This window comes from Streptomyces olivochromogenes (assembly GCF_001514115.1).
In the GTDB taxonomy this organism is placed as follows: domain Bacteria; phylum Actinomycetota; class Actinomycetes; order Streptomycetales; family Streptomycetaceae; genus Streptomyces; species Streptomyces olivochromogenes.
Genome location: NZ_KQ948485.1, coordinates 1 through 23,245 on the forward strand (window position 1 = coordinate 1; position 23,245 = coordinate 23,245).

The 23,245-nt window shown below is 69.5% G+C and carries 15 protein-coding genes and 5 pseudogenes; 9 read left to right on the forward strand and 11 right to left on the reverse strand.

Annotated elements, in window-relative coordinates; all coding sequences use genetic code 11:
* Nucleotides 1-5 precede the first annotated feature (5 nt).
* Together AQJ27_RS47050 and AQJ27_RS47055 are read right to left on the reverse strand one after the other, a co-directional pair.
* Nucleotides 6-371 (reverse strand): annotated as a pseudogene (locus tag AQJ27_RS47050) (cation diffusion facilitator family transporter); the annotation flags it as partial.
* Nucleotides 370-750 (reverse strand): annotated as a pseudogene (locus tag AQJ27_RS47055) (NAD(P)/FAD-dependent oxidoreductase); the annotation flags it as partial. The pseudogenes AQJ27_RS47050 and AQJ27_RS47055, both read right to left, overlap by 2 nt.
* A gap of 2,251 nt (nucleotides 751-3,001) precedes the next feature.
* Here AQJ27_RS47055 and AQJ27_RS47060 point away from each other — a divergent pair.
* Both AQJ27_RS47060 and AQJ27_RS47065 read left to right on the forward strand, forming a co-directional pair.
* Nucleotides 3,002-4,174, forward strand: coding sequence for an FAD-dependent oxidoreductase (locus AQJ27_RS47060; protein ID WP_235613940.1), 1,173 nt, complete (start codon nucleotides 3,002-3,004; stop codon nucleotides 4,172-4,174).
* A gap of 57 nt (nucleotides 4,175-4,231) precedes the next feature.
* Nucleotides 4,232-5,217: pseudogene (locus AQJ27_RS47065) on the forward strand (L-threonylcarbamoyladenylate synthase); the annotation flags it as partial.
* 37 nt (nucleotides 5,218-5,254) lie between these two features.
* Here the strand turns inward: AQJ27_RS47065 and AQJ27_RS47070 are convergent.
* A complete protein-coding gene (locus AQJ27_RS47070; protein ID WP_067384119.1) occupies nucleotides 5,255-5,896 on the reverse strand; it encodes a carbonic anhydrase in 642 nt (213 codons plus the stop codon).
* Nucleotides 5,897-6,412: 516 nt separating this feature from the next.
* Between AQJ27_RS47070 and AQJ27_RS47075 the strand changes: the two genes are divergently transcribed.
* A complete protein-coding gene (locus AQJ27_RS47075) occupies nucleotides 6,413-7,615 on the forward strand; it encodes a SpoIIE family protein phosphatase (protein ID WP_235613943.1) in 1,203 nt (400 codons plus the stop codon).
* Nucleotides 7,616-7,884: 269 nt separating this feature from the next.
* On the opposite strand, the pseudogene AQJ27_RS59690 reads toward AQJ27_RS47075, so the two are convergent.
* The 7 genes and pseudogenes from AQJ27_RS59690 to AQJ27_RS59705 all read right to left on the reverse strand — a co-directional run.
* Nucleotides 7,885-8,142, reverse strand: a pseudogene (locus tag AQJ27_RS59690) (XdhC family protein); the annotation flags it as partial.
* A gap of 95 nt (nucleotides 8,143-8,237) precedes the next feature.
* Nucleotides 8,238-9,227: pseudogene (locus AQJ27_RS59695) on the reverse strand (bifunctional class I SAM-dependent methyltransferase/NUDIX hydrolase); the annotation flags it as partial.
* Nucleotides 9,228-9,326: 99 nt separating this feature from the next.
* Nucleotides 9,327-10,811 carry a methyltransferase gene (locus AQJ27_RS59700; RefSeq protein ID WP_079065829.1) on the reverse strand — a complete coding sequence of 495 codons (1,485 nt, stop codon included), beginning with the start codon at nucleotides 10,809-10,811 and terminating at the stop codon, nucleotides 9,327-9,329.
* Nucleotides 10,812-10,908: 97 nt separating this feature from the next.
* Complete coding sequence (gene fxlM / locus AQJ27_RS47090; protein WP_067384125.1) at nucleotides 10,909-13,077, reverse strand: methyltransferase, FxLD system; 2,169 nt, start codon at nucleotides 13,075-13,077, stop codon at nucleotides 10,909-10,911.
* Nucleotides 13,074-15,065 carry an ABC transporter ATP-binding protein gene (locus AQJ27_RS47095; protein ID WP_067384128.1) on the reverse strand — a complete coding sequence of 664 codons (1,992 nt, stop codon included), beginning with the start codon at nucleotides 15,063-15,065 and terminating at the stop codon, nucleotides 13,074-13,076. The genes fxlM and AQJ27_RS47095 overlap by 4 nt, the downstream gene beginning before the upstream one ends.
* Nucleotides 15,062-15,532, reverse strand: a complete 471-nt coding sequence (locus AQJ27_RS47100; protein WP_067384131.1) for an NUDIX domain-containing protein — start codon at nucleotides 15,530-15,532, stop codon at nucleotides 15,062-15,064. The genes AQJ27_RS47095 and AQJ27_RS47100 overlap by 4 nt, the downstream gene beginning before the upstream one ends.
* A gap of 417 nt (nucleotides 15,533-15,949) precedes the next feature.
* The gene (locus AQJ27_RS59705) at nucleotides 15,950-16,282 is read right to left on the reverse strand and encodes a hypothetical protein (protein WP_067384134.1); all 333 of its coding nucleotides are present in this window, start codon (nucleotides 16,280-16,282) and stop codon (nucleotides 15,950-15,952) included.
* Between AQJ27_RS59705 and AQJ27_RS53910 the strand changes: the two genes are divergently transcribed.
* The 5 genes from AQJ27_RS53910 (at nucleotide 16,163) to AQJ27_RS47130 (ending at nucleotide 20,439) form a co-directional block, all read left to right on the forward strand.
* Complete coding sequence (locus AQJ27_RS53910) at nucleotides 16,163-16,873, forward strand: tyrosine-type recombinase/integrase (protein WP_235613939.1); 711 nt, start codon at nucleotides 16,163-16,165, stop codon at nucleotides 16,871-16,873. The two genes, AQJ27_RS59705 and AQJ27_RS53910, sit on opposite strands and share 120 nt — an antisense overlap.
* 18 nt (nucleotides 16,874-16,891) lie before the next feature.
* The gene (locus AQJ27_RS47115) at nucleotides 16,892-17,212 is read left to right on the forward strand and encodes a helix-turn-helix domain-containing protein (protein WP_067384140.1); all 321 of its coding nucleotides are present in this window, start codon (nucleotides 16,892-16,894) and stop codon (nucleotides 17,210-17,212) included.
* A 554-nt stretch (nucleotides 17,213-17,766) separates the two neighbouring features.
* Nucleotides 17,767-18,927 (forward strand): site-specific integrase, encoded by a 1,161-nt coding sequence (locus tag AQJ27_RS47120; protein WP_067384144.1) that lies wholly within the window; start codon nucleotides 17,767-17,769, stop codon nucleotides 18,925-18,927.
* A 163-nt stretch (nucleotides 18,928-19,090) separates the two neighbouring features.
* The gene (locus AQJ27_RS47125) at nucleotides 19,091-19,900 is read left to right on the forward strand and encodes a DUF4253 domain-containing protein (protein ID WP_067384146.1); all 810 of its coding nucleotides are present in this window, start codon (nucleotides 19,091-19,093) and stop codon (nucleotides 19,898-19,900) included.
* A gap of 2 nt (nucleotides 19,901-19,902) precedes the next feature.
* Nucleotides 19,903-20,439 (forward strand): DUF4240 domain-containing protein, encoded by a 537-nt coding sequence (locus AQJ27_RS47130; protein WP_067384234.1) that lies wholly within the window; start codon nucleotides 19,903-19,905, stop codon nucleotides 20,437-20,439.
* Nucleotides 20,440-21,122: 683 nt separating this feature from the next.
* Here AQJ27_RS47130 and AQJ27_RS47135 read toward each other — a convergent pair.
* Nucleotides 21,123-22,028, reverse strand: coding sequence for a S41 family peptidase (locus tag AQJ27_RS47135; protein ID WP_067384149.1), 906 nt, complete (start codon nucleotides 22,026-22,028; stop codon nucleotides 21,123-21,125).
* 57 nt (nucleotides 22,029-22,085) lie between these two features.
* On the opposite strand from AQJ27_RS47135, the gene AQJ27_RS47140 reads away from it, so the two are divergent.
* Nucleotides 22,086-22,628 (forward strand): ArsR/SmtB family transcription factor, encoded by a 543-nt coding sequence (locus AQJ27_RS47140; protein WP_067384152.1) that lies wholly within the window; start codon nucleotides 22,086-22,088, stop codon nucleotides 22,626-22,628.
* Nucleotides 22,629-23,245 lie beyond the last annotated feature (617 nt).

Below are 23,245 nucleotides of genomic sequence, written 5' to 3' on the forward strand. Positions count from 1 at the left end.
TTCTAAGTACAGAGCAGGGTCTGCTTGGAGTCGGCGACGGCGGAGGCGGAGCCGAGTTCGCGTCCGGCGCGGCGCTGGGCGGCGAACAGGAACGGCATGATCGCGAGGGAGAGGGCGGCCAGCACGATTCCCGGCGTGGAGTGCTGCGCCTCTCCGGTTCCCGTCAGGGCGCGGACGGAGTCGACCGCGACATACGCGGCGAGCGCGAAGAAGGAGAACGCGACGATGCGCAGCGCGGTCTTCTCCCGGGCTTCGCGTACGTCGTGCTCGGAGGCGGAGAACTGCCAGGCGACCGCCGCGGCGGAGGAAACCTCGTTGACCGAGTCCAGGCCGAAGCCGACCAGTGCGGTGGACGAGGCGAGAGTGCCCGCCCGCGATGTTCGTGCGCGTGGAGGGGGAGGCGACCTTGAGGTAGCCCTCGCCGTCCAGGTCCAGCTGGCCGGTGACCAGGTCGGTGCGCGGGTAGTGGCCGATGGCGACGAAGAGCCCGGTGGACGGGAGTTGTGAGGTCTCCCCGGTGATGGTGTCGCGCAGAGTGAGCCCGGCGAGTTTGCCGTCCTCCGCGTGGATCTAGGCGACCTCGCTGTTCCAGGCGAAGGAGATCTTCGGGTCGGCGAAGGCGCGGTCCTGCATGGTCTTGGAGGCCCGCAGGGTGTCGCGGCGGTGGACGATGGTCACGGACTTGGCGAAGCGGGAGAGGAAGGTGGCTTCCTCCATCGCCGTGTCGCCGCCGCCGACCACTGCTAGGTCATAGCGACCGTCCACGGACGTCGTTCGGTCCTGCAATCAGACGCGCACTTTGGCTGAGCCGCCGTCACCACAGCACCCACACCGAGATCATCGACTGCGCACCACGTGCTTGCGCACCACGTGCTTGCGCACCACGTGCTTGCGCACTTGACGACGTCCGTCTGTGCTAGTGCGCAACCACGCCGAGATGGAACCTGCGCACAGCCCGATACGGCGGCCGCCCTGGCCGTGCGCAGAGGGCCGTTGTCTTCGGCGAGGCCGCCCTGCCTCCTGTTCGGACGTGCCGGGGTGGCCGCTGCGAGCGCTACTACCAGCCGGCCCCGACCAAACCACCGACCACAGGACCCCGACCATGATGACGAAGCAGACACAAAAGTCCTGGTCGGGCCCGTGGTCACCCGACCACGGGCCCGACCAAGCCCGAGGCACCGGGTGACTCGTAGTGCCGTGCGTCTCGCGGACACCCCGTGCGCAGAACGGCGGCGAGCTCAGTTGCGCGCACTACTACGAGGCCATCGATAGTCATGGCGGGATGCGCAGTGCAGCCCAAGGCGGATGTTGCGGACGCTGCCTGGCGAACGAATCGTGCGCTGCGCAACTGCGCAGTCGTCTCCGGCGTCCAGTACGCAGGCCCTTCCGTCATCGAGTGCGCAGCGTTCGTCTGCTGGTGCGCAGCACGGCGTGCCCCAACCAGCTGGTGTGGGGGCCTCATTGGTCTGCCTGCGCCAGGGGGCCGCAAGGAGGGAGGGAAGAGCGCGCAGGATGCGCACTTGGGTGGCTTGCTACCGCCGTGTGGGGCAACCATGTGGTGACGGGGGCGTCTGGTCGGCCCCGACCACAGGGCCGACCACGGCAGTCTGCGGTCGAGATGCTGGGATCTTGATCGGTCGTCGAGCTCTCGGCCGCACCCGTCCGGGCCATGTCAGTGCGCGAGTAGCCTCGATGAGCCTTGCGCCGGGCTCAACACCCGCCGCCACCGGCCGACTCGTCGGTGCGTGCGCCCCGAGTCCTGCCGGGCGGAACGATGCCGTGGATTCACGTAGATCGCCAACGCCTCTTCCGGGACCCGCGGGGATCCTTTTCGCAGCGCCGCGGCCATCCTGCGGGTGTGTCGCTGCGCAATCCTGGTTTGGTCTCGCGGATCTGTTCAACGCCACCAAGGCGGCCGGCTGTCGGGAGCGTCGGCGACGGCTGAAGCAGGTTTCGCTGGTGCGCCCGATCCGCTCGGGTTCGTTGCCACGAAGCACGGTCAACGCTCCTTCGTGTCCCGCCGACCGGGGCGGGCTGGGACACGGCGATGAGTTGGTCATCTCCTGTGAGCGGAAGGTGGTGAGGCACCAACTGTTGGAACCATCTACTGCGGCCACTGTTGCACCTGACTGTTGCATCAAGGGTTCCCTACCTCCTGTCAGCGCCTGTGCGTAGGCCCAGGTCAGCCCCCAATTTCCGCATGGTCGGGGGCCTGACATCCCCTCTGCTGCCGCTGCTCCCATGCCCGGTGGAGAAGAAAGAAGGGTGGTGGGCGGGCTGGGTCGACGCGACGGCCTCGGGGATCGAGGCCGGCTCAGCATGGTTGCGCGTCGGCAGGCCTCCGCGCCGGCCGCTGACGCGGCGTGAGAAGGGTGAGCGGCGAGGTGCTGGAGAGTGGACGCGATGCGCGTGCCGGCAGACAGCTACGCGGGTGTTTGAAAGGCGCCCTTTCTGGTACGGCCGGTCAGCAGGACTGTGTCGGTTCGGAGATGCGCGAGAGCGTCTGCAAGCGAGGGCAGTGGCCTGGCCGCAGTCTCCGGAAGCTAGCCGCCCTGGGTGCCCCGGTGATCGGCGAGGCGGACAGGCGGGCAGGTGGCACCCGCAGCTCCGGGAATGTTTCGGCCACCGCGCATTGGGCGGACGCAGGGCCAGGCTCGAAGGGCATGCTCATCCGTGCTGGCGCGGGCCGTCCAGGTTCCTTTGGGACGCGTCGGCAAGGCTCTTGGGACAGGCGTGACCTCAGTCTGGTCCTCGTGCGGCCACTTGCGTGGCCAGCCGTTGCCGGAGTCGTCCAGGGCGGCCTCAATGTCGGGGCCGGACGGGACGCCAGTAACCCTGTGGCGATGCCCCCGGGCGCGCGCCATCTCGAGGACACTGGGCTGCCCCAATCGTCGGCAGGGCGGGACGGTGGCGCGATGCTGTACTCCGCACCCCGTCGACGTGACAGCCTCCCAAGCAACGCCGTCAAGGGGACATCCCCGCGGGTGCGGGGAGCAGGAAATTGGCACATGCCACTGCACCGGCAGGTGGGAACATCCCCGCGGGTGCGGGGAGCAGCGGGGAGGTGATGGGCAGTTGGCGGCATGCCATGGCCACGGGGATGTTCCTGAAGTCGACCCCGGATGCCACCGATCTGTCGGCGCCCGAATCGGGGGGACTATCCGACTTCCGGCGCCTGCACGGTGAGTCGGAGCTGACGGAGCTGACACCGATCCCGTGCGACGTGTTCGTGCGCTACGGGCAGCGGTTCCAGAAGCGGTACGTCGGTGACGTGGAACCCGCCAGGGTCGCGAGCGTCGACCGCGGCCCGAGCGCTCCCGGGTTCGTCGTGGGACTCGACGACGGCCGGCAGCTGACGGCGGCGGCCGTCGTGGTGGCGACCGGATTGAACGGACTGGCGTACATACCGAAGGAGTTGCTGCGCCTCGCGCCGGAAGGAGCGGGAGCCGGGGCCCTGGTGTCGCACACCAGCCACCACAGCGACCTGTCGCGGTACGCCGGACAGCGGATCGCGGTCATCGGGGGAGGCCAGTCCGCGCTGGAGAGCGCCGCGCTGCTGCACGAGGCCGAAGCCCACGTCCAGGTGCTGGTGCGGGAGCGGAGCGTTCGGTGGGGCTCGGTTCCGCAGCCGAACCGGCCTTGGCCGCAGCGGCTCGCGCAGCCTGCTTCCCCCTGGGGACGGGCTGGACACTCGCCGCGGTCTGCCGGGCACCAGGCGGGGTGCGGCGGCTCCCGGCTGTTGCTGTTCCACCGGGCGCTGGGGCCCTCGGGCGGCTGGTGGCTGCGCGACCGGGTCGAGGGTGTCGTGCCGGTGCGTACCTCGTGCCGTGTCACTCGCGCCGAGGCATCCGGCTCCACTGCCCGGCTGGAGCTCACCGGCCCGGGCGGTTCGGAGAGGTTGGCCGTCGACCATATGCTGGCCGCCACTGGCTACCGCCTCGACATCGACGCGCTCGCGTTTCTCGCTCCGGCGCTACGGCGCGGTGTCGTCCGCGTGCCCGGCTCCAAGGCCCCTCGGCTGACCAGCACGTTCGAAACATCCGTGCCTGGCCTGTACGTCACTGGTTCACTGGCCGCGCCGATGTTCGGCCCGATGATGCGCTTCGTCGCCGGAACGGAGTACGCCGCCGCTTGCGTCGCCCGTGATGCCGCCCGATGGGTCGTCGCTCCATGAGCGTGGACCGGTCTCCACAGAAATGAGGGGAGGCGGAACAGTGGGAGGATTGCCGGCGTGACGGCAAGAACCAGTGACATCGAGAAGGCGGCCGGTGTGCTGCGCGGCGGCGGCCTCGTGGCCCTCCCGACCGAGACCGTCTACGGTCTGGGCGCCAATGCCGAGGATCCCGCCGCTGTCGCGCGCATCTTCCAGGTCAAGGGACGTCCGCCCTCGCACCCGCTGATCGTCCACATCGGCGGCGCGGAGCAGCTGGACGACTGGGGTCGAGGACGTGCCCGCGACGGCGCGCCTGTTGGCCGAACGTTTCTGGCCGGGTCCGCTCACGCTGGTGCTGCGGCGCGGTCGCCGGGTGCCCCTTGAAGCGACGGGTGGTTTGGAGACGGTGGCTGTGCGCGTGCCCGACCACCCCGTGGCGCTCGCGCTGCTGTCGGCCTTCGGCGGCGGTGTCACGGCCTCGTCCGCCAACCGCTTCGGTTCGGTCAGCCCCACCACGGCGGACCACGTCCGTGCGGAGCTCTGTGACGCCGTCGACTTCGTCCTGGACGGCGGCCCCTGCGAAGTCGGCGTCGAGTCCACCATCGTCGACGCCACGGCCGAGATCCCGAGTATCCTGCGGCCCGGCGGGGTGACGCGCGAGGACCTCCAAGCGGTGCTGGGGTTCCCCCTCGCGGTCCCCCCCCCCGAGCAGCCGTGTCCGGGTGCCGGGCCAGCATCCGTCCCACTACGCGCCGCGTGCACGGGTCGTCCTCGTCGAGCCTGAGAAGGTCGTCGCCGAGGCGGAGCTCGTGCAGGAGCTGGGGCACCAGGTGGGCGTCTTCCTTCCCCCCTCCTTTGCCGGCGCTCCGGTGAGGGTGCAGGCCGTGGTGGCGGTGCCCGGTTCGCTGGCCGCCTACGCGCGCGGGCTGTACGGGTGCCTGCGCGAGCTCGACCAGCAAGGGTGCGACCTCATCATCGCGTACCTGCCGGCGGAGGAGGGGCTGGGACTGGCGATCGCCAACCGGCTCCGCCGCGGGGCCCCGGCCCTCCTCGGTCCCCGGCCTCCAGCAGCACTGAACACCGGGCGGCCGGCAGCGGGTTTCACCGTGTGGGGGCAGCAGCCCTGCTCAGGCCGTGGGAGGCGACCAGTTGTGCACTGCCGTCGGCCAGGCGGTAGGACAGACCCACCACGGCAAGTCGGCCGGCGGACACTCGCTCGGCCAGCACGCGGGAGCGTTCCAGCAGCAGATCGACGGTGTGCCTTATGTGCTCGGCCAGGATCTCCTCGGGCTGCTCGCGCCCGGCGGCGCGGGCCGCCAGCACACTCGGGGTCACACGCTCGACCACGTCACGGACGAAGCCGGAGGGCACCCGGCCGCCGTCGGCGGCAGCGCGGGCAGCTGCGATGGCCCCGCACGAGTCATGGCCCAGCACCACGACCAGCGGGCAGTCCAGCACACTCACGCCGTACTCGATACTTCCCAACGCCTCCGCGCCGACGACATGCCCGGCGTTACGCACCACGAACAGATCCCCGAGCCCCTGGTCAAAGATGATCTCGGCGGCCAGCCGGGAATCGGAGCAGCCGAACAGCACCGCGAAGGGATTCTGGGCCGGGGCGGTCTCGGCGCGGCGTGCGGCGTCCTGGTTGGGGTGCTCGGGCGAGCCGGTGACGAACCGGTGGTTGCCCGCCAGCAGCATCTCGAAGGCATCATCGGGAGTCGGCGTCAGGGTCTCAGTCATGGCGGGAGGCTAGGGCCGGCCCCGCTAGATCGCGCGGCCGGGTCCACGGATGGTGGCCTGGGCACCCTCCCGGCCAGCACTCCCAGACGCCGGGCGGTGTCGTTCTCGGTGGGCCTCCTCGGTGCGCTGCGCAGCCGCTCGGCCCTCCACGGCCCGCCCGCACCGCCTGGCCCTGCGTTAAGCCTCTTCCCGCGACGCTGTCACTCGCCAACCGCGAGGATCCGCAGGGCAGGGGGCGTGTACGCCACAGGAGTGGATCTGCCGGGGCGGCCGGCGGTCCTTCCGGCGGCGCCGAGATCACCGGGCCAGGACACCACGCAGTGAGAGGGGCCCCGGCCAGGGCGCATGCCGGGTGGAGGGATGCACGTCGCGACCCCCGCTGCCCAGGGTGCTCGGCGGGCGCATGGGCAGGGCGGTTCGTAGATTGAAGAGGGAGCAACTCGCAGGGACACACGTGTGACGGCACCAGAGATCGACTACACGGCGGTGTTCGCCGTCCTTCCGAGCCCGTGCCTGATGCTGGGCACGGACCTGGTGATCGCCGCTGCCAACCCGGCCTTGTGCGAGGTGACCGGACGCAGCCGCAGCGAGCTGGTCGGGCAGTATCTCTTCGATGTCTTCCCGGACAACCCCGCCGACCCGGAGGCCGACGGGATGGAGATGCTGAAAGCCTCACTACACCGTGTCCTGTCCTCCGGCCAGACCGATCACATGGCGCTGCAGAGGTACGACATCCCGGTCGCTGGCAACCCCGAGGTGTTCAAGGAGCGGTGGTGGACCGCGATCAACGTGCCCGTCCTCGGCCCGGACGGCAAGGTCGCCTGGATCCTCCACCGGTCCGAGGACATGACCGACGTCGTCCGCGCCCGCCGCACGGCGCAGCTGCCGTCGGTCAGCCCCGGCCGGGAAGCGGCCATGGAAGCCGAGCTGTACGCCCGGGCACGGCAGCTGCAGCGGCTGAACGAGGAACTGCGGCAGGCGCACGCCCGTGAACGGCGCATCGCCGTCGCCCTGCAGGAAACCATGCTCCACACTCCTGACCTGGCCCGGCACCCTGACGTCGCCGTGCGCTACCTGCCTGCGACCGGATCACTGAACGTATGCGGCGACTGGTACGACGCGGTCGACCTGCCCGCAGGCCGCTTCGCCGTCGCGGTCGGCGACGTGGTCGGCCACGGGCTGATGGCAGCCACCGTCATGGGCAGGCTCCGCAGCGCGCTGAGCGCCGCCACCCGCACCGTCCACGGCCCCGCCCAAGCACTGGAGGTCCTGGGGCTGTACGCCCGCTCGGTCGAGGGAGCACTGGCCGCCACCGCCGTCCAGGTCCTCGTCGACTGCCACAGCCATCTACTCATCTACAGCAGCGCTGGCCACCCCCCGCCCGTCCTGCTGCACCCTAACGGCACGTGCGAGCTGCTCGACCAGGCCACCGACCCACCGTTGGGTGGCCGCCCCGAACACGTCCCCCGCCCCCAGGCCACTACCACCTACACCCCGGGCGACACCCTCATCCTCTACACCGACGGCCTGATCGAACGCCGCGGTGAGGACATCTACACCGGCCTGACCCGCCTGACCGACACGCTCGCCACCTGCACCGGGTTCGGCGCGGAACACCTCGCCGACGCCCTCCTGGCCGGCCTGGACCTCACCAGCGGCGCAAGCGACGACATCGCCATGGTCGTCGTCCGCCTGGACGCAATGACCCGACCGCCCTGACCGGGACGGTGCCGGAGATCGTGACGGCCGTCTGCCGGAGCTTCGCCGCCACCGCAGCTGCGGCAGATGCTGTGGCAGTGGCCAGGGTCGGCCGCGGGCCGTCCGACCTGATGGGTGGGGCGCTGTTCGTACGGGCAGACGGTTTTTACGCGGGCGGCTTCGGCGATACGGCCCTGGAGGCGACGGCGCGTGCCGAGGCCACTGTGGTCCTGGAGACAGGGCGCACGGGCACGATCGAGATCGGTGCCCGAGGCAGCCGGTGCGGTGAGCACCGCGAAGGCGTCCTCGTCTGAGTAACCGAAGTGCTGGATCGTGCAGGCGGCGGACGCCAGTGCTTCACGGCACAGGTCGTAGACGGCCGCCTCCACGCATCCTCCCGACACGCTCCCGATGACGGCGCCGTCGACGTCGACGGCCAGCGCCGCGCCCGGTTGCCTGGGATCGCTGCCGTGGACCGCGACCACGGTCGCGACAGCGAAGGCCCGCCCCTGCTCACACCAGCGCGACAACTGGTCAGCGATGTCCAGGGCGTGAAGTGCGCGGGGGTGTGGTCGACGGGCAGGTCGGGACGCCAGGCCGTGAGGATCTGTGCACTGCACACGAACAGGCCGTCGGGAAGTTGATCGAGGGGATGCCAGGCCCAGTCGCCGACGCTCTCGTTTGGCTGCGTGGCCGGCTGTCCCCGCCAGGCGTGAACGTGCGCGCTCACGGTGACCCGCAGGACACCCTCGACGTGGTCGACGAGCGTTCCCAGGAGTTTGACGTCGGCAGGGCAGGCGATCAGACCGGTCTCCTCGCGGAGTTCGCGGACTACCGCGGCTTCGAAGGACTCCCCGGCCTCGACGGTTCCGCCGGGCAGTCCGAGGGTGCCGTGACGATGGCGGCCCAGAAGCAGCCCCTGCTCGCTGAGGAGGATCGCGCCGACACCCACGGCCGCGTGCGCCAGCGCGGGCTTGGCGCTGCGGGAGCGGCTGGAAACCCGCGCCGGCCGGTCGTGCAGGCGGCGGGCCCGGATGAGCTGCTGGATGACCGGGGCACTCTCCTCGGGGTGGTGCAGCAGATCGATGGCCTCGACGCGAAAGCCGTACTCGGTGAGCAGGTCCTCCCACAGCTGCGGTGCAAGGACCCACATCTGGGTCGGCAGGGGCGGGTCGTCACGCAGCAAGATCATCTGCTCGCGGGGTGCCACCTCCGTGGACGGGCCGCGGCCGTGCAGGTCGGTGTGCAGGAGCGAGAGGATCAGCGGCGCGCCAGGGCGTAGGCCGTCGCGCAGTGCGGGCAGCACGCGGTGCGGGTCGATGAATGGCAGCGTGCCGATGGCGTACGCGGCATCGAACGGCTCAGCCTCGGCGAGGTACTCGGCCACATCCCCCTGCGCGAATTCCACATCCGGAACATCCGCGTGTGTGGAGGCGGCGCGTTCGTGCTGGGTCGGCGACAGCTCGATCCCGGTGACGCGAGCGCCGTGGGCCTCGGCGAGATGCACGGCGTGGTGGCCGGCCCCCGAGCCGATGTCCAGGACACGCCGGCCGGTGATGTCGCCGAGGACTTCCGCACCCGGTCCGACCCCCTCCCAGGGCGTCCAGGCCAGGCGGTCGGGGATGGGCGGCATGTAGGCGCGGGCCAGTTGGCGCTGGCCGTAGACGTTCCAGGCTTGGGTGTTGATGTCCTCGACGGGCACGGTGTCTCCTCGGTGGGCTGCGCAACGCGGTCAGGTGTGCGTGATGAGGTAGCCCGGGCCTTCGCCGCGCCGGGCCCGCTCGGTGGCATCGAGACGGGCGAAGGCCCGAGGCGCCATCAACTCCTGCCAGCCGACGAGGTCGTGGACGGCCCACATGTCGTGCTCCGCGGGATCGAGGTGGATCCGGCGGAGCTGGTCCCCGCTGAGCCGGCCTCCGTCGAAGATGAGACCCACTTTGTTCAAGGGCATCCGGGGCCCGGCGTGCAGGAAATGCGTCAGGAGCAGCCTCGGCATCTCCAAGCCGAGTTCGAGACCGGTCTCTTCGACCGCTTCGCGCTGGGCGGTCTGGAGCGGGTCTTCTCCTTGCGCGTCGAGGTTGCCGCCCGGGAACTGCCAGAGCCGGGATCCGTAGACCGAGCGCAGCTGTACCGGCCGATCGTGCTCGTCACGGACGTACAGGCAGCCGTACACCGTGTGATGGGGAACGGTCTGCGCGTACTGCGAGGGTGTCATCGGCATGGGGCGGCCGGGCCGTGCGGGTCGGTGGTCGAACTCGAACTCGAACTCGAAGGCGAGGGCGCCGAGCGCCTCCTTGGCCGGCGGGTAGATGCTGCGGAGGTTGACGAGCAGCTCGTCGCGCGGTCCGTCCGGGTCGATGCGGGCGGGGTCCTCCGTGCTGAGCAGGTCATCGAACGAGGCGTACGGGGTGATCCGCTTCACGATGATGTCGAGTTCCCGGTCGCTGTCCCGGTCGTGGAAGACGATGGCGTCCCCGACTTGGACGGCCGCCTTCTCGGGGGTGGCGACGCGGACCTCGATCGTCTTGTGTCCCGACTCCACCTGCCGGTAGTAGCGCCTCAAGAGGTGGAAGTGATGCTCGCGCCGGGAGGCACTTTCCCCGTTGCGGGCACTCGACGGCGTGCGCTGCGCTGCGACGTGCGGTGCGGCCTCGTCCTGGCGCGCCCTCCGCAGGACGAGGAAGACCAACCCGTCGGCATCGTGCCGCTCCGCAGCCGCCCACTGGCTCTGCAGGCGTGCGAGTTCGTCCTCGTCGAGGGCGATACCGCGCCGTTCGGTTGGAGTGTCGGCGGCGAGCGGGGTGATGATCACGAGGGCGCCACCCGGCCGCAGCCGCTGGCCCAGCGCGTCCAGGGTGCGGTCGCGGGCGCTGAGGAACGGAGCGACGAATCGCAGGGTGATCAGGTCGTAGCCGCCGGCGTGCAGGGCAGCCCCGTCGTCCTCCTCGACGTCGAGGCGAAGCCAGCGAGCGGCGTCACCGTGGCGGGTGCTGGCTTCGGCGAGGGCGGTCTCGGACCAGTCGATGGCGTCCACGGTGTAGCCGGATGAGGACAGGTGTGCGGCGAGTTCGCCGGTCCCGCATCCCACTTCAAGAGCCCGCCCCCCGGCAGCAGGCGGCACATGCGTGGCGAGCAGCGAGCGTTCGGTGTCGGTGAGTGGCCGGTAGCGGCGCCCTTCGGTGTAGCCGCGGTCCCACTCGTCCTGCGTGGTGAACATGTGCGGAAGCACACCCTTCTTGGTAGCGGCACTGGCGACGGCAGGGCAGTGGACCCCGCTGGTAGCCGCCTGGGCCGGTCGGTTGCGTGCGGCCCCGTCAGGACCACCCCATGGGGGTGTAGAGCGCGCCGCGGGAGATGGCGTCCAACGCGACACGCGTGTACTCCACGATGGGCTCGGGCAAGACGTCTAGCGGCCACCAGCGCCATTCGGTGCAGCACTCCGGTTCGCGTACGAGGGGCTCGCCCTCCCAGCGGGAGGGAGCGAAGAACAACCCCACACGCGGGATCGTGCTCCCGGGGTCGAGCAGGTCGAGGACGTGGACGAGCGACAAGTCGTGCTCAGCGATGCGGAGTCCGGTCTCTTCCTCCGCTTCCCGGACCATGCAGGTGACGGCGGATTCCATGTCTTCGCGGTGGCCGGCGGGCAGGTGCCAGGTCGACGGGGCGAAGGCGCTGCTCGGGTGGCGTTTGCCCAAGAGGACGGCCCCGTCCCGGATGAGGACGAGGTGGGTGCCGATGATGTTGCGGGTGCGTTGATCGCGGGTCTCGCGGACCTCCACCACGGGAAGAGTTCTGTCGCGGCTGCCAGGGGGATGGTGCGCGTTGTGGTGGGCGTGGAGGACCGCGGCGGTGCCGGGGTCCATGGTCATCTCCGCTGTTTCCTCGATGTGGGTCCAGCGCAGTTGGATGCCCTCGCACAGTTCGATCTCGTGCGCAGGGGTGTTCAGCGTGCCGTGGTAGACACGCACGCGGTCCTTGAATGACCCGTTTGCACTCAGCGTGTCCAGCGTGACGAAGCCCGTCAGGTCCGGGATGGCGAGCCCGATCTCCTCGTCGAGTTCGCGCACGATGGCCTCGTCGCAGGTCTCGCCCCTCTCGGTGTTGCCGCCGAGCAGGGCCCACTGCCCCGGACGCCAGATCGGTTTGTTCGCCGAGCGCAGGTGGAGCAGGTAGCGGCCCTTGTCGTCGGTGAGTAGGGCCGCCGTGCCGGGAATGATCGGCCAGTCGATCGTGACGTAGGTGTGCTTCTTGACGTAGACGTGCGGATCGTCGGTCGCGGGCGTGGGACCGTCGTCGGCCAAGGGGTGGATGGTGATCCGCGGACAGAGTGCGGCGCGGTGGTTGTGCTGCCAGTGCTGGACCTGTTCGGTCATCTCCTGGGCGGCCAGGTGGGCGTGGGGACCGTAGCCGTGGACGACCAGCTCGTACACGCCGTTGCCGTCGTCTCCGTCGGAGATGCGTTCGGTGGCCAGTCGCGCGAGGGAGGGGCCGCGTACGATCGCGGCGCCGGGCCAGTGCTTGGGTGGCGGGTTCTGGACCCTGTTGTCGCCGTCGGGGTCGACCGAGAGGCGGCAGAAGCCGGGCAGGGCGCCGGCCAGGTAGAGGGTGAGGGCGTCGAAGGGCTGCTGGCCGCCGACGGTGACGTGGGTGTGCGCCACGAACGGCTCGCGGGTGAGGGCCGGTGCGAGCTGGTCGGCGGGCAGTGGGGTGCCGTCCTCCCAGGACAGGTGGACGCCGGCGCCCGGGACGGTGCGCCGGTTCGTGTCCCATGCGCCGGCTCCCTGTATGGCGACGAATCCGCAGACGATGAGCGGCTCGTCGCTGTGGAGAGCCCCGTCGTGCTTGGTGAAGCCGATGGCCCAGGTGTACTGGTGCAGACGTAGCGGGGCGACGAGGCGTCCGCCGTTGGCGAGGGCGTCAATCCAGGGCAGGTCCCAGGTGTCGACGGTGACCAGGATGGCGTCGAAGCCGCCGTCCGGCACGATGTCGACGGGCAGGTGCTCGGCGTCGGCGGTGACCACGCGGACGCGGTCGTATCCGGTCTGGGCCAGGTAGCGGGTGGCGCGGTCGGTGACGCCCGGGTCGATGTCGAGGGTGGTGACGCCGCCGGTGGGGCCGACGAGTTCGGCGATCAGGGCAGCGTTGTAGCCGCCGGAGCCGATCTCCAGGACGCGGTGGCCGGGCTGGATGCGGGCGGCTTCCAGCATGTCGGCCTGCAGCCAGGGTGCCGAGATGGAGCTGGTGATGCGGCCGTCGTCGCTGTGGCAGGTGGCGACGATGTCGTTCGCGTATGCCTTCTGGGGAGGTACTTCGGGGGCGAACGCGTGCCGGGGCACGGTGCGCAGGGCCTTGTCGACCGCGGGGGTGCGGATGTGGCCGGCGGCGGCGAGCTGGTCGGCCAGCTGGTGGCGCAGTGCGCCCGCCTCGTCGAGGCCGGTGGTGGGAGGTGTCGTCACGGCGGGCCTTTCGGTCGAGCGGGTCATGCGGGATCCGCGACGGTGGGTGCGGCGGGCTTCGGAATGCTGGCGTTGGGGGCGTACTGGGCGGCCTGCGCGTCGAACATTGCGGCGTACCGCCCCTGTGCGGCGATGAGTTCTTCGTGGGTGCCGTGTTCGGCGAGGCGCCCGTGAGTGAGGACGTAGATGCGGTCGGCGTGGCGGACGCCGGACATGCGGTGAGTGACCAGGACGACGGCCCTGTTCGGAGCGGCGAGACGGCGGATACGGTCGAAGGCTTCGATCTCGGCTTCGGGGTCCAGAGCAGAGGTGGGCTCGTCGACGATGAGGACGCTGTCCGCCTGCGATGTTGAGCTACGCCAGTGCGTGCGGGCGAGACCCACTTTCTGCCATTCCCCGCCGGACAGTTCGATGGCGCCGCGGAACATGCGGGCCAGCAGACTCCGCAGACCGTCGGGGAGTTTGGCGATGACCGGGCCTGCTCCGGCATAGTCGACGGAGGGCTGCAGATCCTGCGGCGTGGCGGCGTGGGCGGGGCGGCCGAGGCGGATGTTCAGCGCGGCGGTCACGGGCCAGCGCTGGAAATCCTGGGTGAGCAGGGAGACGCGCTCGAAGACCTGGGAGCGGTCGAGGTCGCTGATGTCCGCCTCGCCCCAGCGCAGGGTGCCAGCCTGGGGCAGCAGCATGCCCGACAGGATCTTCATCAGCGTGCTCTTGCCGGAGCCGTTCTCACCCACCACGGCGGTGACCGACCCCATCGGCAGAGTCAGCGACACCTGCTCCAGGGCAGCCGTGTCACGGTCGGGGTAGTGGTAGGTGACGCCGTCGAGGACGACTTCCTTGACCTGCTCGGGCACCGGGTCGCCGCCCGCGGGGATGGTGCGCTGCGCGGCCTGGGTCAGGAACCGGCCGTGGTCGCGGACATAGAGGGACTCCTCGTGTAACTGGTTGATGTTCATCACCAGTCCGCCCAGGCTCGCCGATCCGGTCCGCACCGCGATCACGGCGGTGCCGGCGATGGCGAGGCTCATGTGACCGGCCAGGACCAGCCAGAACATGGCCCCGTACGTCGCGGCCAACGCCAGGCCGGACAGCGCGGAGGCGACCCATTCGGTCAGGGCTTTGCTGGAGGCGAGGCGTGCCTGTTCGGCCTCGGCACTCTCGGCCATGCGCTGGTAGCGGCTGAGGAGGAAGGCGCCGACGGCGTGGAGGCGGACCTCCTGGGCGGCGGTGCGCTCGGTGAGCAGGTTGCCGATGAGCCGACTGGCCCGCACGTGCTCGATCCAGCTCATCACCGACACGTACCGCTCCTGGGCCACGCGCATGGCGCCCCAGCCGCGTGGGGCGGCGATGAGGATCAGCATGGGCAGCAGGACGGGGTGGAGGACGGCGAGGACGCCGGCGGTGGTGATCAGGGAGATGAGGCCGTTCAGGGCGGCTACGCAGGCGCTGATCATGCGGCGGGCGGAGCCGGGGCCGTGCTGGGCGATGTCGACGAGCCGTCGGAAGTCGGGGTCGTCGATGGCTTCCAGCTCGACGCTGGCGGCGGCGGCCAGGTACTGGGTGGTGGCGATCCGTTCGACCTTCGGTTCCAGGCGTCCCGCGCGGGAGGTGGACCAGGCAGAGAGGGCGGAGTTGACGACACCGATGGCGGCGGCGGCCAGCAGGCCGGGTAACAGCGCGTGCAGTCTCTCGGCGGCGCTGCCGCTTCCGGCGAGCAGGGCGTGCATGACGGCGTTGATGGCGAGCAGGCCGATGGCCGCGGCGATGCCTTGGCCGATCTCGCTGACCGCCACGGCCAGCAGTGCGCGCCGGTCGGCCTGCCACGCCATGCGCAGGGTGGCGCCGACGAGCGCGGGCATGGAGCGCAGCGCGGACGTCATGGTCAGGTCCAGGCCCGCGTGCTCGTGCTGAGACCAGCCCATGTCGTAGCGCAGCGGTCCGCCGAACAGCTCCTGTTCGGCGTCGGAGACCTGGGGTTCGGCCATCTTCACCGGTCCGAAGAACCTCTTCACCGGGCGCCTCCCGAGGTGGGCCAGTTCAGGGCCCGGTACGACGGGCCGTGGGTGACCATGTGGAAGATGGCGACGCTGTAGGGGTGGCAGTCCGGCGGGGGTTTCTCCATCGGCACCCAGAACAGCCCTTCGTGCTTGTCTGGCTCGGCGTTGTGCGGCTCCCCGGTCCAGGACTGGGCGACGAACACGGCGGTGATCCGGTCCATGCCTTCGCCGGGTTCGTGGTGGTGGACGAGGCCGCAGAAGTCCTGCTGGTCGGCGCTGATGCGGATCCCCGTCTCTTCCATCGCTTCGCGCCGCGCGGCGCGGTCGAGCGGTTCGCCGGCCATCAGATGGCCGCCCACGACGGTGAGCTGTCCGGGTGCGAGGACCGCCTCGGCTTTGCGGCGCACACACAGGGCGGCGCCGTTCGCCCGGAGCAGGACCTGAGCCACGTCGGCGATCAGCAGATGAGGAGCGTCGCTCAACGTCGTCCCTCCTGCATCAGGCGCTCCACAGTGCGCCGGCCGCGAGCGGTCACGAGCGGGTTGCCGTGATGTGGGCTGTAGGCGAGGGGGAACGGAAGGCGGGTGGAGTCCGTCATGCCAGGTACCTCGTATCCGGTCGTGACGCGTCGGTGAGGAGGGCGGCGCGGCCGGCAAGAGGGTGGGCGGTGGTGTCCGAGGAGATGGCGGTGTTTTCGAACGCAGGATGAACGAGCGCAGAGCGGCGTACGGGATGCATGAAGACTCCTCGGGGTGGGATGCGGACAGGTGATCGGGTAACGGGGGGTCTCCTGTCGCCGTCACGGGTGCGCGCGGGCGAAATCTAGAACCGGATTTCGAATACCGGACCCTCTCCTTGTGTGGCCGAGTGCGGCGTGCTGTGATGCTGTGTTCGATCAATCATGTGGGTTGCGGTACCTCCTCTGGGGGATTGTCGGGCGCCGCCTTGTCGTCCTGCAGCAGATGCCCCAGTTCGGTCTCGGCGAGGGCGACGGCATGGGACAGCGACTGCCGGTGGCCAGCGGGCAGGACGCCGGCCCCGAGCCCCGCTGCCGTGATCACCGCGTTGAGGGCGGCGTCCCGGTCGGCGCTCGGGGCGGTGCTCGTGGCGGGATGGTGCAGGACCTCGCGCGCGGCGTAGGCGTCGAGTCGGGCCACGTCGGCGACGGCGTCCTCCCGCCGCCAGCTGCGGACGTCGACCGGCTCTTCGCCGGATGGCGCGACGACCTGCATGCGGCTCGGACGTACGCGCCGTCCGTCCGCAACTACACTGCTTGCCGACTGGCCAGCCTCATAGGCCCGCGGGTCTCTGAACTGTGCCTTCTAGAAGTCGATGACATCCACTGGGACCTGGGGACCTTCGGCAAGGTACTGCTGCGCGGCAAAGGTAGCCGCGGCCAGAAGAAGGAGCGCCTGGTGCCGCTCATCAACGGCTCGCGGGAGCTTCTCGAATGGTGGCTCCAAGGCCCGCGGTGGGAGTTCGACGACCACCTTGACGAACCTGGTGCGCCGCTGTTCCCCTCCGAGCGCCGCGACCCCGGCGGGCGGTGCAAGCGCGTGAGCACGAGCGCGATCCGGGGCGCGATGGCGGAGGCGGTGCAACGCCACCTCCCCCGCTGGGTCGGCCGCGCCACCCCGCACGCGTTGCGGCACTTCGCCGCGTCGGATCTGTACGCGCAGGGCATGAACGTCGTCGCTGTCCAGGAGCTGCTCGGGCACCGCTGGATCAACACCACGATGATCTACGTCCACGTCAATAAGACCCACATCGAGGACGCCTGGATCTCTGCTGGCCAGCGGGTCGCGTCCAGGTTCACCGGATAGCCAAGGACGGGAATCGTCATGAAGTGGAGCCTCCGGCTGGCCGCCGCGCAGCGCGACATCTGGAAGTCCTCGCAGTTGCAGTCGATGCTCGCCGACGCAGGCCTGATGATCAGCGCTGGGAAGATGTCTAACCTCTGGTCTGGTCAGCCGGTCACGATCCGTCTGGACGACCTCGACGTCATCTGTGAGGTCCTGGGCTGCGAGCCCAATGACCTACTGGTCCCGGAGCCGGAGAAGGCGCGCGCCCAGAGGCCGACAAGCGCTCCCGCACCTGTGGCAGTTGCAGGTGAGCGTCCCAGGATGGAGCGCCGATCCGGCCGTACGGAACCGCCGCTGTGAACCTACGGCCGCGGCCGTGTCAGCAGTGCGGCCAGAAGGTCGCGGAGTACGGTCGGACCCGCTGTTTCAAGTGCCTGTATCCCCACCTTCCGGCCCCGGTCTGCAAGGTCTGCGGCAGCGACGCCCACTACGTCGGCGGCTATTGCCGCCGTTGCCACCCCCGGGTGTCATCCGCGGACAGCTGTCGCGACTGCTTCGCCTGGGGCACATGGCGCCAACGTGGCCGCTGCAGAGCCTGCACCTCATTCCGCAACCGCCGCCAGACAGGCACGTGCGCGACGTGCCGTCGCACGGTGCCACTCAAGCGGGGAGTGTGCCGACTGTGCCACTGTCAGGCCGCCGCGGTCCCGCGCACTTGGCAGCGGCCCGACCCGACCACCGCGGCCATCACCGGGCAGCAACTGTTCCTCTCTGACCTGGTGCGGCACGTCCACCTCGCGAGTCGACGCTCCCGGGCAGACATCACTCCCGCCGAGACTCGTCGCCCGCCCAGGGCCCCCTCGTTCACGGCTCCACAGCAGAGGCAAGATCCGCTCTTCGTGTCCGCTCGGGACATGTCCCGCGTCACCGTTCCTGATGTGGAGCCGCTCGATTCGGTCTTCACCAGCTACGTCGCCGCACAGGCTGACATCCACGCCGACACCCGAGGTTGGTCACAGGGCGTACGGCAGCGCGTGCAGCAGAGCTTGTACCTGCTCACGGCCGTCCACGGTCCGCACGAGACGATCAAGGCGAGCACCGTCGCCACACTGCCACGCCAGCGAGCCCGCCGTGCCATTACCCGCGTCACCGAGGTCCTCGCCGACCTCGACCTCCTCGACGACGACCGCCCCGACGCCCTCGACACGTGGATCCAGCGCCGGCTGGGCAGCGTGCACCCGGAGATCCGCGACGAAGCCCTCGCATGGATCAACATCGTGCGTCACGGAGGACCGCGCCGTCGTCCCCGCTCGACCGCCACTGTCCGCAACCAGGTCGCCCACGCGGTCCCCTTCCTCCTAGCCTGCTCCGAGCGCTACCGCACCCTTCGCCAGGTCACCCGCGGCGATGTCACCGAGTGGCTCGCCCAGTGCTCGACACCGCACACCGAAGCCGTTGCGCTGCGCGACATGTTCAAGACCCTGAAGAGCCAACGGCTCTTGTTCGCCAACCCGGCCCGCGGCGTAAGTCTGGGCGCCAAGCCCAGTTCGGTGCCCAGGCCGCTGAGCCCCGAGGCGATCCAGACCATAGCGGCGGCCGCCGATAGCGACCCTGCCCTGAAGTTTCTGATCGCCCTCATCGGCATCCACGCGCTCTACCCGCACCAGGCCCGAGCACTGCCGTTGACGGCTATCGACTACACCCGCGGCCGGCTCTCACTCGACGACGTCGACCACCCCCTCGACGACTTCACCCGACAGGCCGCCGCGAACTACACGCGCGTGCGGCACGAGCGCTGGCCGCGCACCCGCAACCCTCACTTGTTCATCAGCTCGCAGACCGCTCACACCCGCACCCCGGTCACCATCGGCTGGATGCAGCCCCTGCTGCGTGGCCTCCCGGTCACCGCCCAGCGACTCCGGGAGGACCGGATCCTCGAAGAGGCCGCCGTCACCGGGGCCGACCCACAGCATCTGTGCGCGGTCTTCAACATCACTCCAGAGACCGGACTGCGTTACATCCGCTTCTTCCAACGAGGCATGAATTATCCGTCAACTCACAATCAGCAGAGGTAAGTTGATCGGCAGTTCACCCCACACTGTAGGAGCGGATCACGAAACACCGCCAACAGATGCCAACATTCCCGAGTCGGACATACCGGGATCAACAGCAGTAGTCTCTGTCGGCGCTGCCGCCACGCGGATGGGTACTGTCAGACCCCGGGCTTAGCATCCGCTCGTGAACCTCGACTCCCGCCCACCCGACGGCGTAGCCCTGCCGCCCGGCCGCATGATCACCTCGGAAGAAGGTGACGGCGATCTGCAACCACTGTGGCTCAGCGACGGACCGGCCCCCGTCGACCTGTGGTCGGCGTTGCGCGCCGAACACGCCACTTCCGCGCTCTGGCCCCTCCTGCTCGACTCCATAGAGCCGCACGACCCCGAGTTCCGGCCCTGGGCCTGCGGCGAACTGTCCCCGGAACGCATGTCATCTCCGGCGGACCACAACCCCGAGCAACTTCTCGCGCGCTGGTGGCACGACTACACCGTCACGGACGAGGACGACGACATGCTCACCGTGGAGGAGCGCCTGGCCGTCACCGCCCCGTTCGGCCAGACCTGGCCCGGGACCGCACCCGGTCGTACGTTCTCCGCCGAGCCCGATGCAATGGCCGAGCAGTTCGCGCGTGTCTTCATGGCCCAGCACCCGCACGCCCGCCTTGGCCTCGTCGCAGCACCCCGCGGGGCTGACGCCCTGACGACCGTCGGCTGGGACGGTCCCGTCAACTACGACAACGACACAGCCGCGTTCTCCGCCGTCATACGCACCTGGGAAGACCGCTTCGGCGCACGCGTCGTGGCCCTCGGCCTCAGCACCCTCCACCTCAGCATCGCCGCACCTCCGAGCGGACTGGAGCAGGCCCTGGCCGTTGCGGCCGAGCACTTCGCCTTCTGCCCCGACAACATCTGGCAAGGCGCCCACTCCACCCTGACCGCGTATGCCGAGCACCTCATCGATCTCAACTGCTGGGAGTTCTGGTGGGACTGACCATGGACAGCGACCGCTTCTGGAACCTGATCGACGATGCCCGCTGCCAGGCCGCCGACCCGACGGACGCCGACGACGTAGCCGCCCGCGCCGTTGCCCGCCTCGCTGGACTGGAACCGGCGGAGATCCTCCGAGCGGAGCAAATCCTGTGGGACTTGATGGCCGTGTCCTACCTGGCCCCCCTCTGGGCTGCCGCGTATCAGATCAACGGTGGCTGCTCCGACGACGGCTTCGACTACTTCCGCGGCTGGCTCATCGCCCAGGGCCGCACCACCTTTGAACAGGTCATCAACGACCCGGACAGCCTGGCTGACCTCCCCGCCATCCAACTGGCCGCCGCCGAGGGCAGAGACCTCGATGGCGAGGCAATCCTCACCATCGTCTGGAACGCCTACCAGAGCGCCACCGGCAACGAACCACCCCGCGACACCTTCACGATCCGCTACCCCGACCTCGACCCCGAGTGGAACTTCGACTTCGACGACCACGAACGCATCGCCGCCCGACTGCCCCGCATCGCCGCCGTGTACCCAGCTTGACCCATCGGGCAAGGATCACCGCCGCACCGGGCAACGATCACCATCTACAGAGAAGCAGGGCAGGTCAGGACCTCTCGGAAACACCCCTACGTGTCTCTCGTCGGTGACGCCTGCGATGTTCACGACGAATGCTGTTGTACCGAGGGCAGACGCTCGGGAACCCGCGCACCGAGGCCGACACACGGCCGCAGCTGGGAACCCAGGGATGGCATCGGGCCTGCGACGGCCACGACATACGCCCCGCTGGCTGGATGAAGGGACGACGACGAGGGCTGGCCTTCACGCAAGTCCCGCCCGAGTTCGGGTCACCGAGCGCTCAGAAATCTCGAACTCAGGCGCTTTAGTCGGCGACTACGTCGGAGACAGTACCCGAGCCGAAATCGCCTACGCCCGGTCGCTGGGCAAGCCTGTGCGGTTCACGCACCCCGAAGTCGACCCTGACGCCTGACCGCCCGCTGCCACCTCGACAACCAGGGCCGGCAGCCCGCCGCCTGACCGTCTCGCGGTGGCTTCGGCCGCCGCCCACCCCACACCCTCCGCAGGCATCCCTTGGAATTGATCATCTAGTCGTGCGGGGTGAGCGCGCTGGGGGCCGCCGGAGACGGGGCCCCGCCGGCGAGGTCAGTCGCCGGGGTGAGTAGGGGGAGGCGCTGCGCGCAGTGCTGCCAATGAGCTGGACTGGGTCAGTCTGCCAGTCGGGCGAGGGCCAGGGCGTGAGTGTGGTCGAGGGAGTCAGCAGCGGAGCAAGGGATGTCCGGCTGCACACCGATGCCCTCCCAATTCATGCTGGAGACGGGGTTGATGGCGCGGCCGACGGGGACGGTGGCTTCCAGGTGTGGGTGCAGGGTCCAGCCCTGGCACGGGTGCGCGCCGCCGCGGGTGGGCTCTCCGACGACAACGGCGCGGCCGAGCTGCTGGAGGTCGTACGCCAGCTCCTCAGCGGCAGAGAAGGTGCTGTCGCTGGACAGCACATACAACGGCTTGCTGCCGCCGAAGCGTGCGCCGGGAACGTGCGGCTGGCTCCAGGACTGCTCGCTGCGCTCGCCGCCGCGCCAGTACATGGTGTTGAGGTGGGTGCGCTCGTCGAGCAGGTAACTGCAGACGAAGGCGACCGTGTCCGGGTCGCCGCCCCGGTTGGCGCGAAGGTCCACGATCAGCGCCTGGGCGCGGGAGGCCAGGGTGAGCGCGGCGCTCAGCGGTTCGGCGGCCCACTCCAGCGGAAACAGCATCGGTGCCAGCTCCACCACGGCGACCCCTCCGTCGAGCAACTGAACCCGGGGCGCACCGCCCAGAGAGGAGTCGAAGTCCCGGCGCATGGAGTCCCGGGTGGCCGCCCCCTGCTTCGGGGAGACCGGGTCGGCGTGGTGCTTCAGTCTCAGGTGCCGGTCGCCGTTGACGGACTGCAGGTCCGCGGTGACCAGACGGGCGAGCTCCTCGGCGTCGTCGACGTCGTAGGCGCCCTCGGTGAGGCGTCGTTGCAGCAGGCCGGCCAGCTGCTCAGCTATCTCGGGGAAAACGTAGTGCTCGGTCAGCAGCCGGGCCGTCTCGTCGATGACAGGGGCCGGCGCAAGCTTCGTCGGAGTCGTCATGGCGGGGAGTAGAGCACTGCCCTTGCAAAAGCGTCAAAGGGTTTAGACACTTTTGCTATGCGTGATCAGCCTCCCTATCCGCCGCCTCCTGAGGACGTCCTGGAGATCGGTGCGCCTGAGCAGTTCGCGGCGCTCTCTCACTCATTGCGTCAGCGGTTGCTCCTCGCCCTGGGCCACCGGCCGGCCACCACCAGCCAGCTCGCGGCACAGCTCGACGCGAAGAAGGGCAACGTGGCCCACCACCTCAAGGTGCTCCGCGAGGCCGGGCTGGTTCACATCGCCGAGACGCGCCAGGTCCGCGGCGGCACCGAGCAGTACTACCAGCGCACGGCCCGCCAGATGGTCGTCGCCGAACCCCAAGCGACAGGCACCGCCGCGACGCTCGCCGCGGTCGCCCAGGAGCTGGACCGCTCTCCCGTCGAGACCCACCTGACACTTCGCCACCTGCGGCTGAGCCCTGCGAAGGCAAGAGAACTCGGCGAGGCCCTTGCCCAACTGGTCCATGAGGCCGAGGAGGATGCAGAGGGCCAGCCCGTGCACGGTGTGTTGGTGGCGCTCTATCAGCAGGCCCTGCCGACCAGCACCACTAGTTCCGCCTAGCGGCACCAACCTCACGAGACAGCACACCTGGCTCACTCGAGACGAGCCGCACCCATTGACATCCAACCCAGTCGCCCCAGACCCGCGCGCTGCACGCGACTATCTTCGATGTCGAAGGACAATTCGCCCACGGCAGACAAGAAAGAACTCCAAAAGACTGGAAACCTCCGTCGGGAGCATGTCAACGTACAACGTCCCGGAAAACACCAGGTCAGATGGGTGCAGTACTCCGGTGGGGTGTGGCCAGGGTTGCGATTGATTCGGAACCCCACACCGCACCGGGCTGCCTCGCTGGCATGGTCCCTACTTGGGAGGCCCGTCTGTCGGATTCCGCTATTCGATTCGCCCGCTTCACTTCCCCTGTCCTCTTGGCATTCGGCGCATTGAACGCCTGGTTCGGCCAGGCGGCGGGGGGAGTACGGCCGTGTCCACCAGGCTGTGTGTTTGCGTCTGCGCGGTCGGCCTGTTCGGCGAGGACCTGCTGCAACGCGGCTACCGCCCCGATAGGGCCGTCCTCGTGCATGGTGAGGCGTACCCCGGTGCTGCAACTCGGCACCGGGACCGTGCCATTGGAGTTCCTGAGCGTGTCGTGGTGCGGAATCTCGGGGGCGTGACTG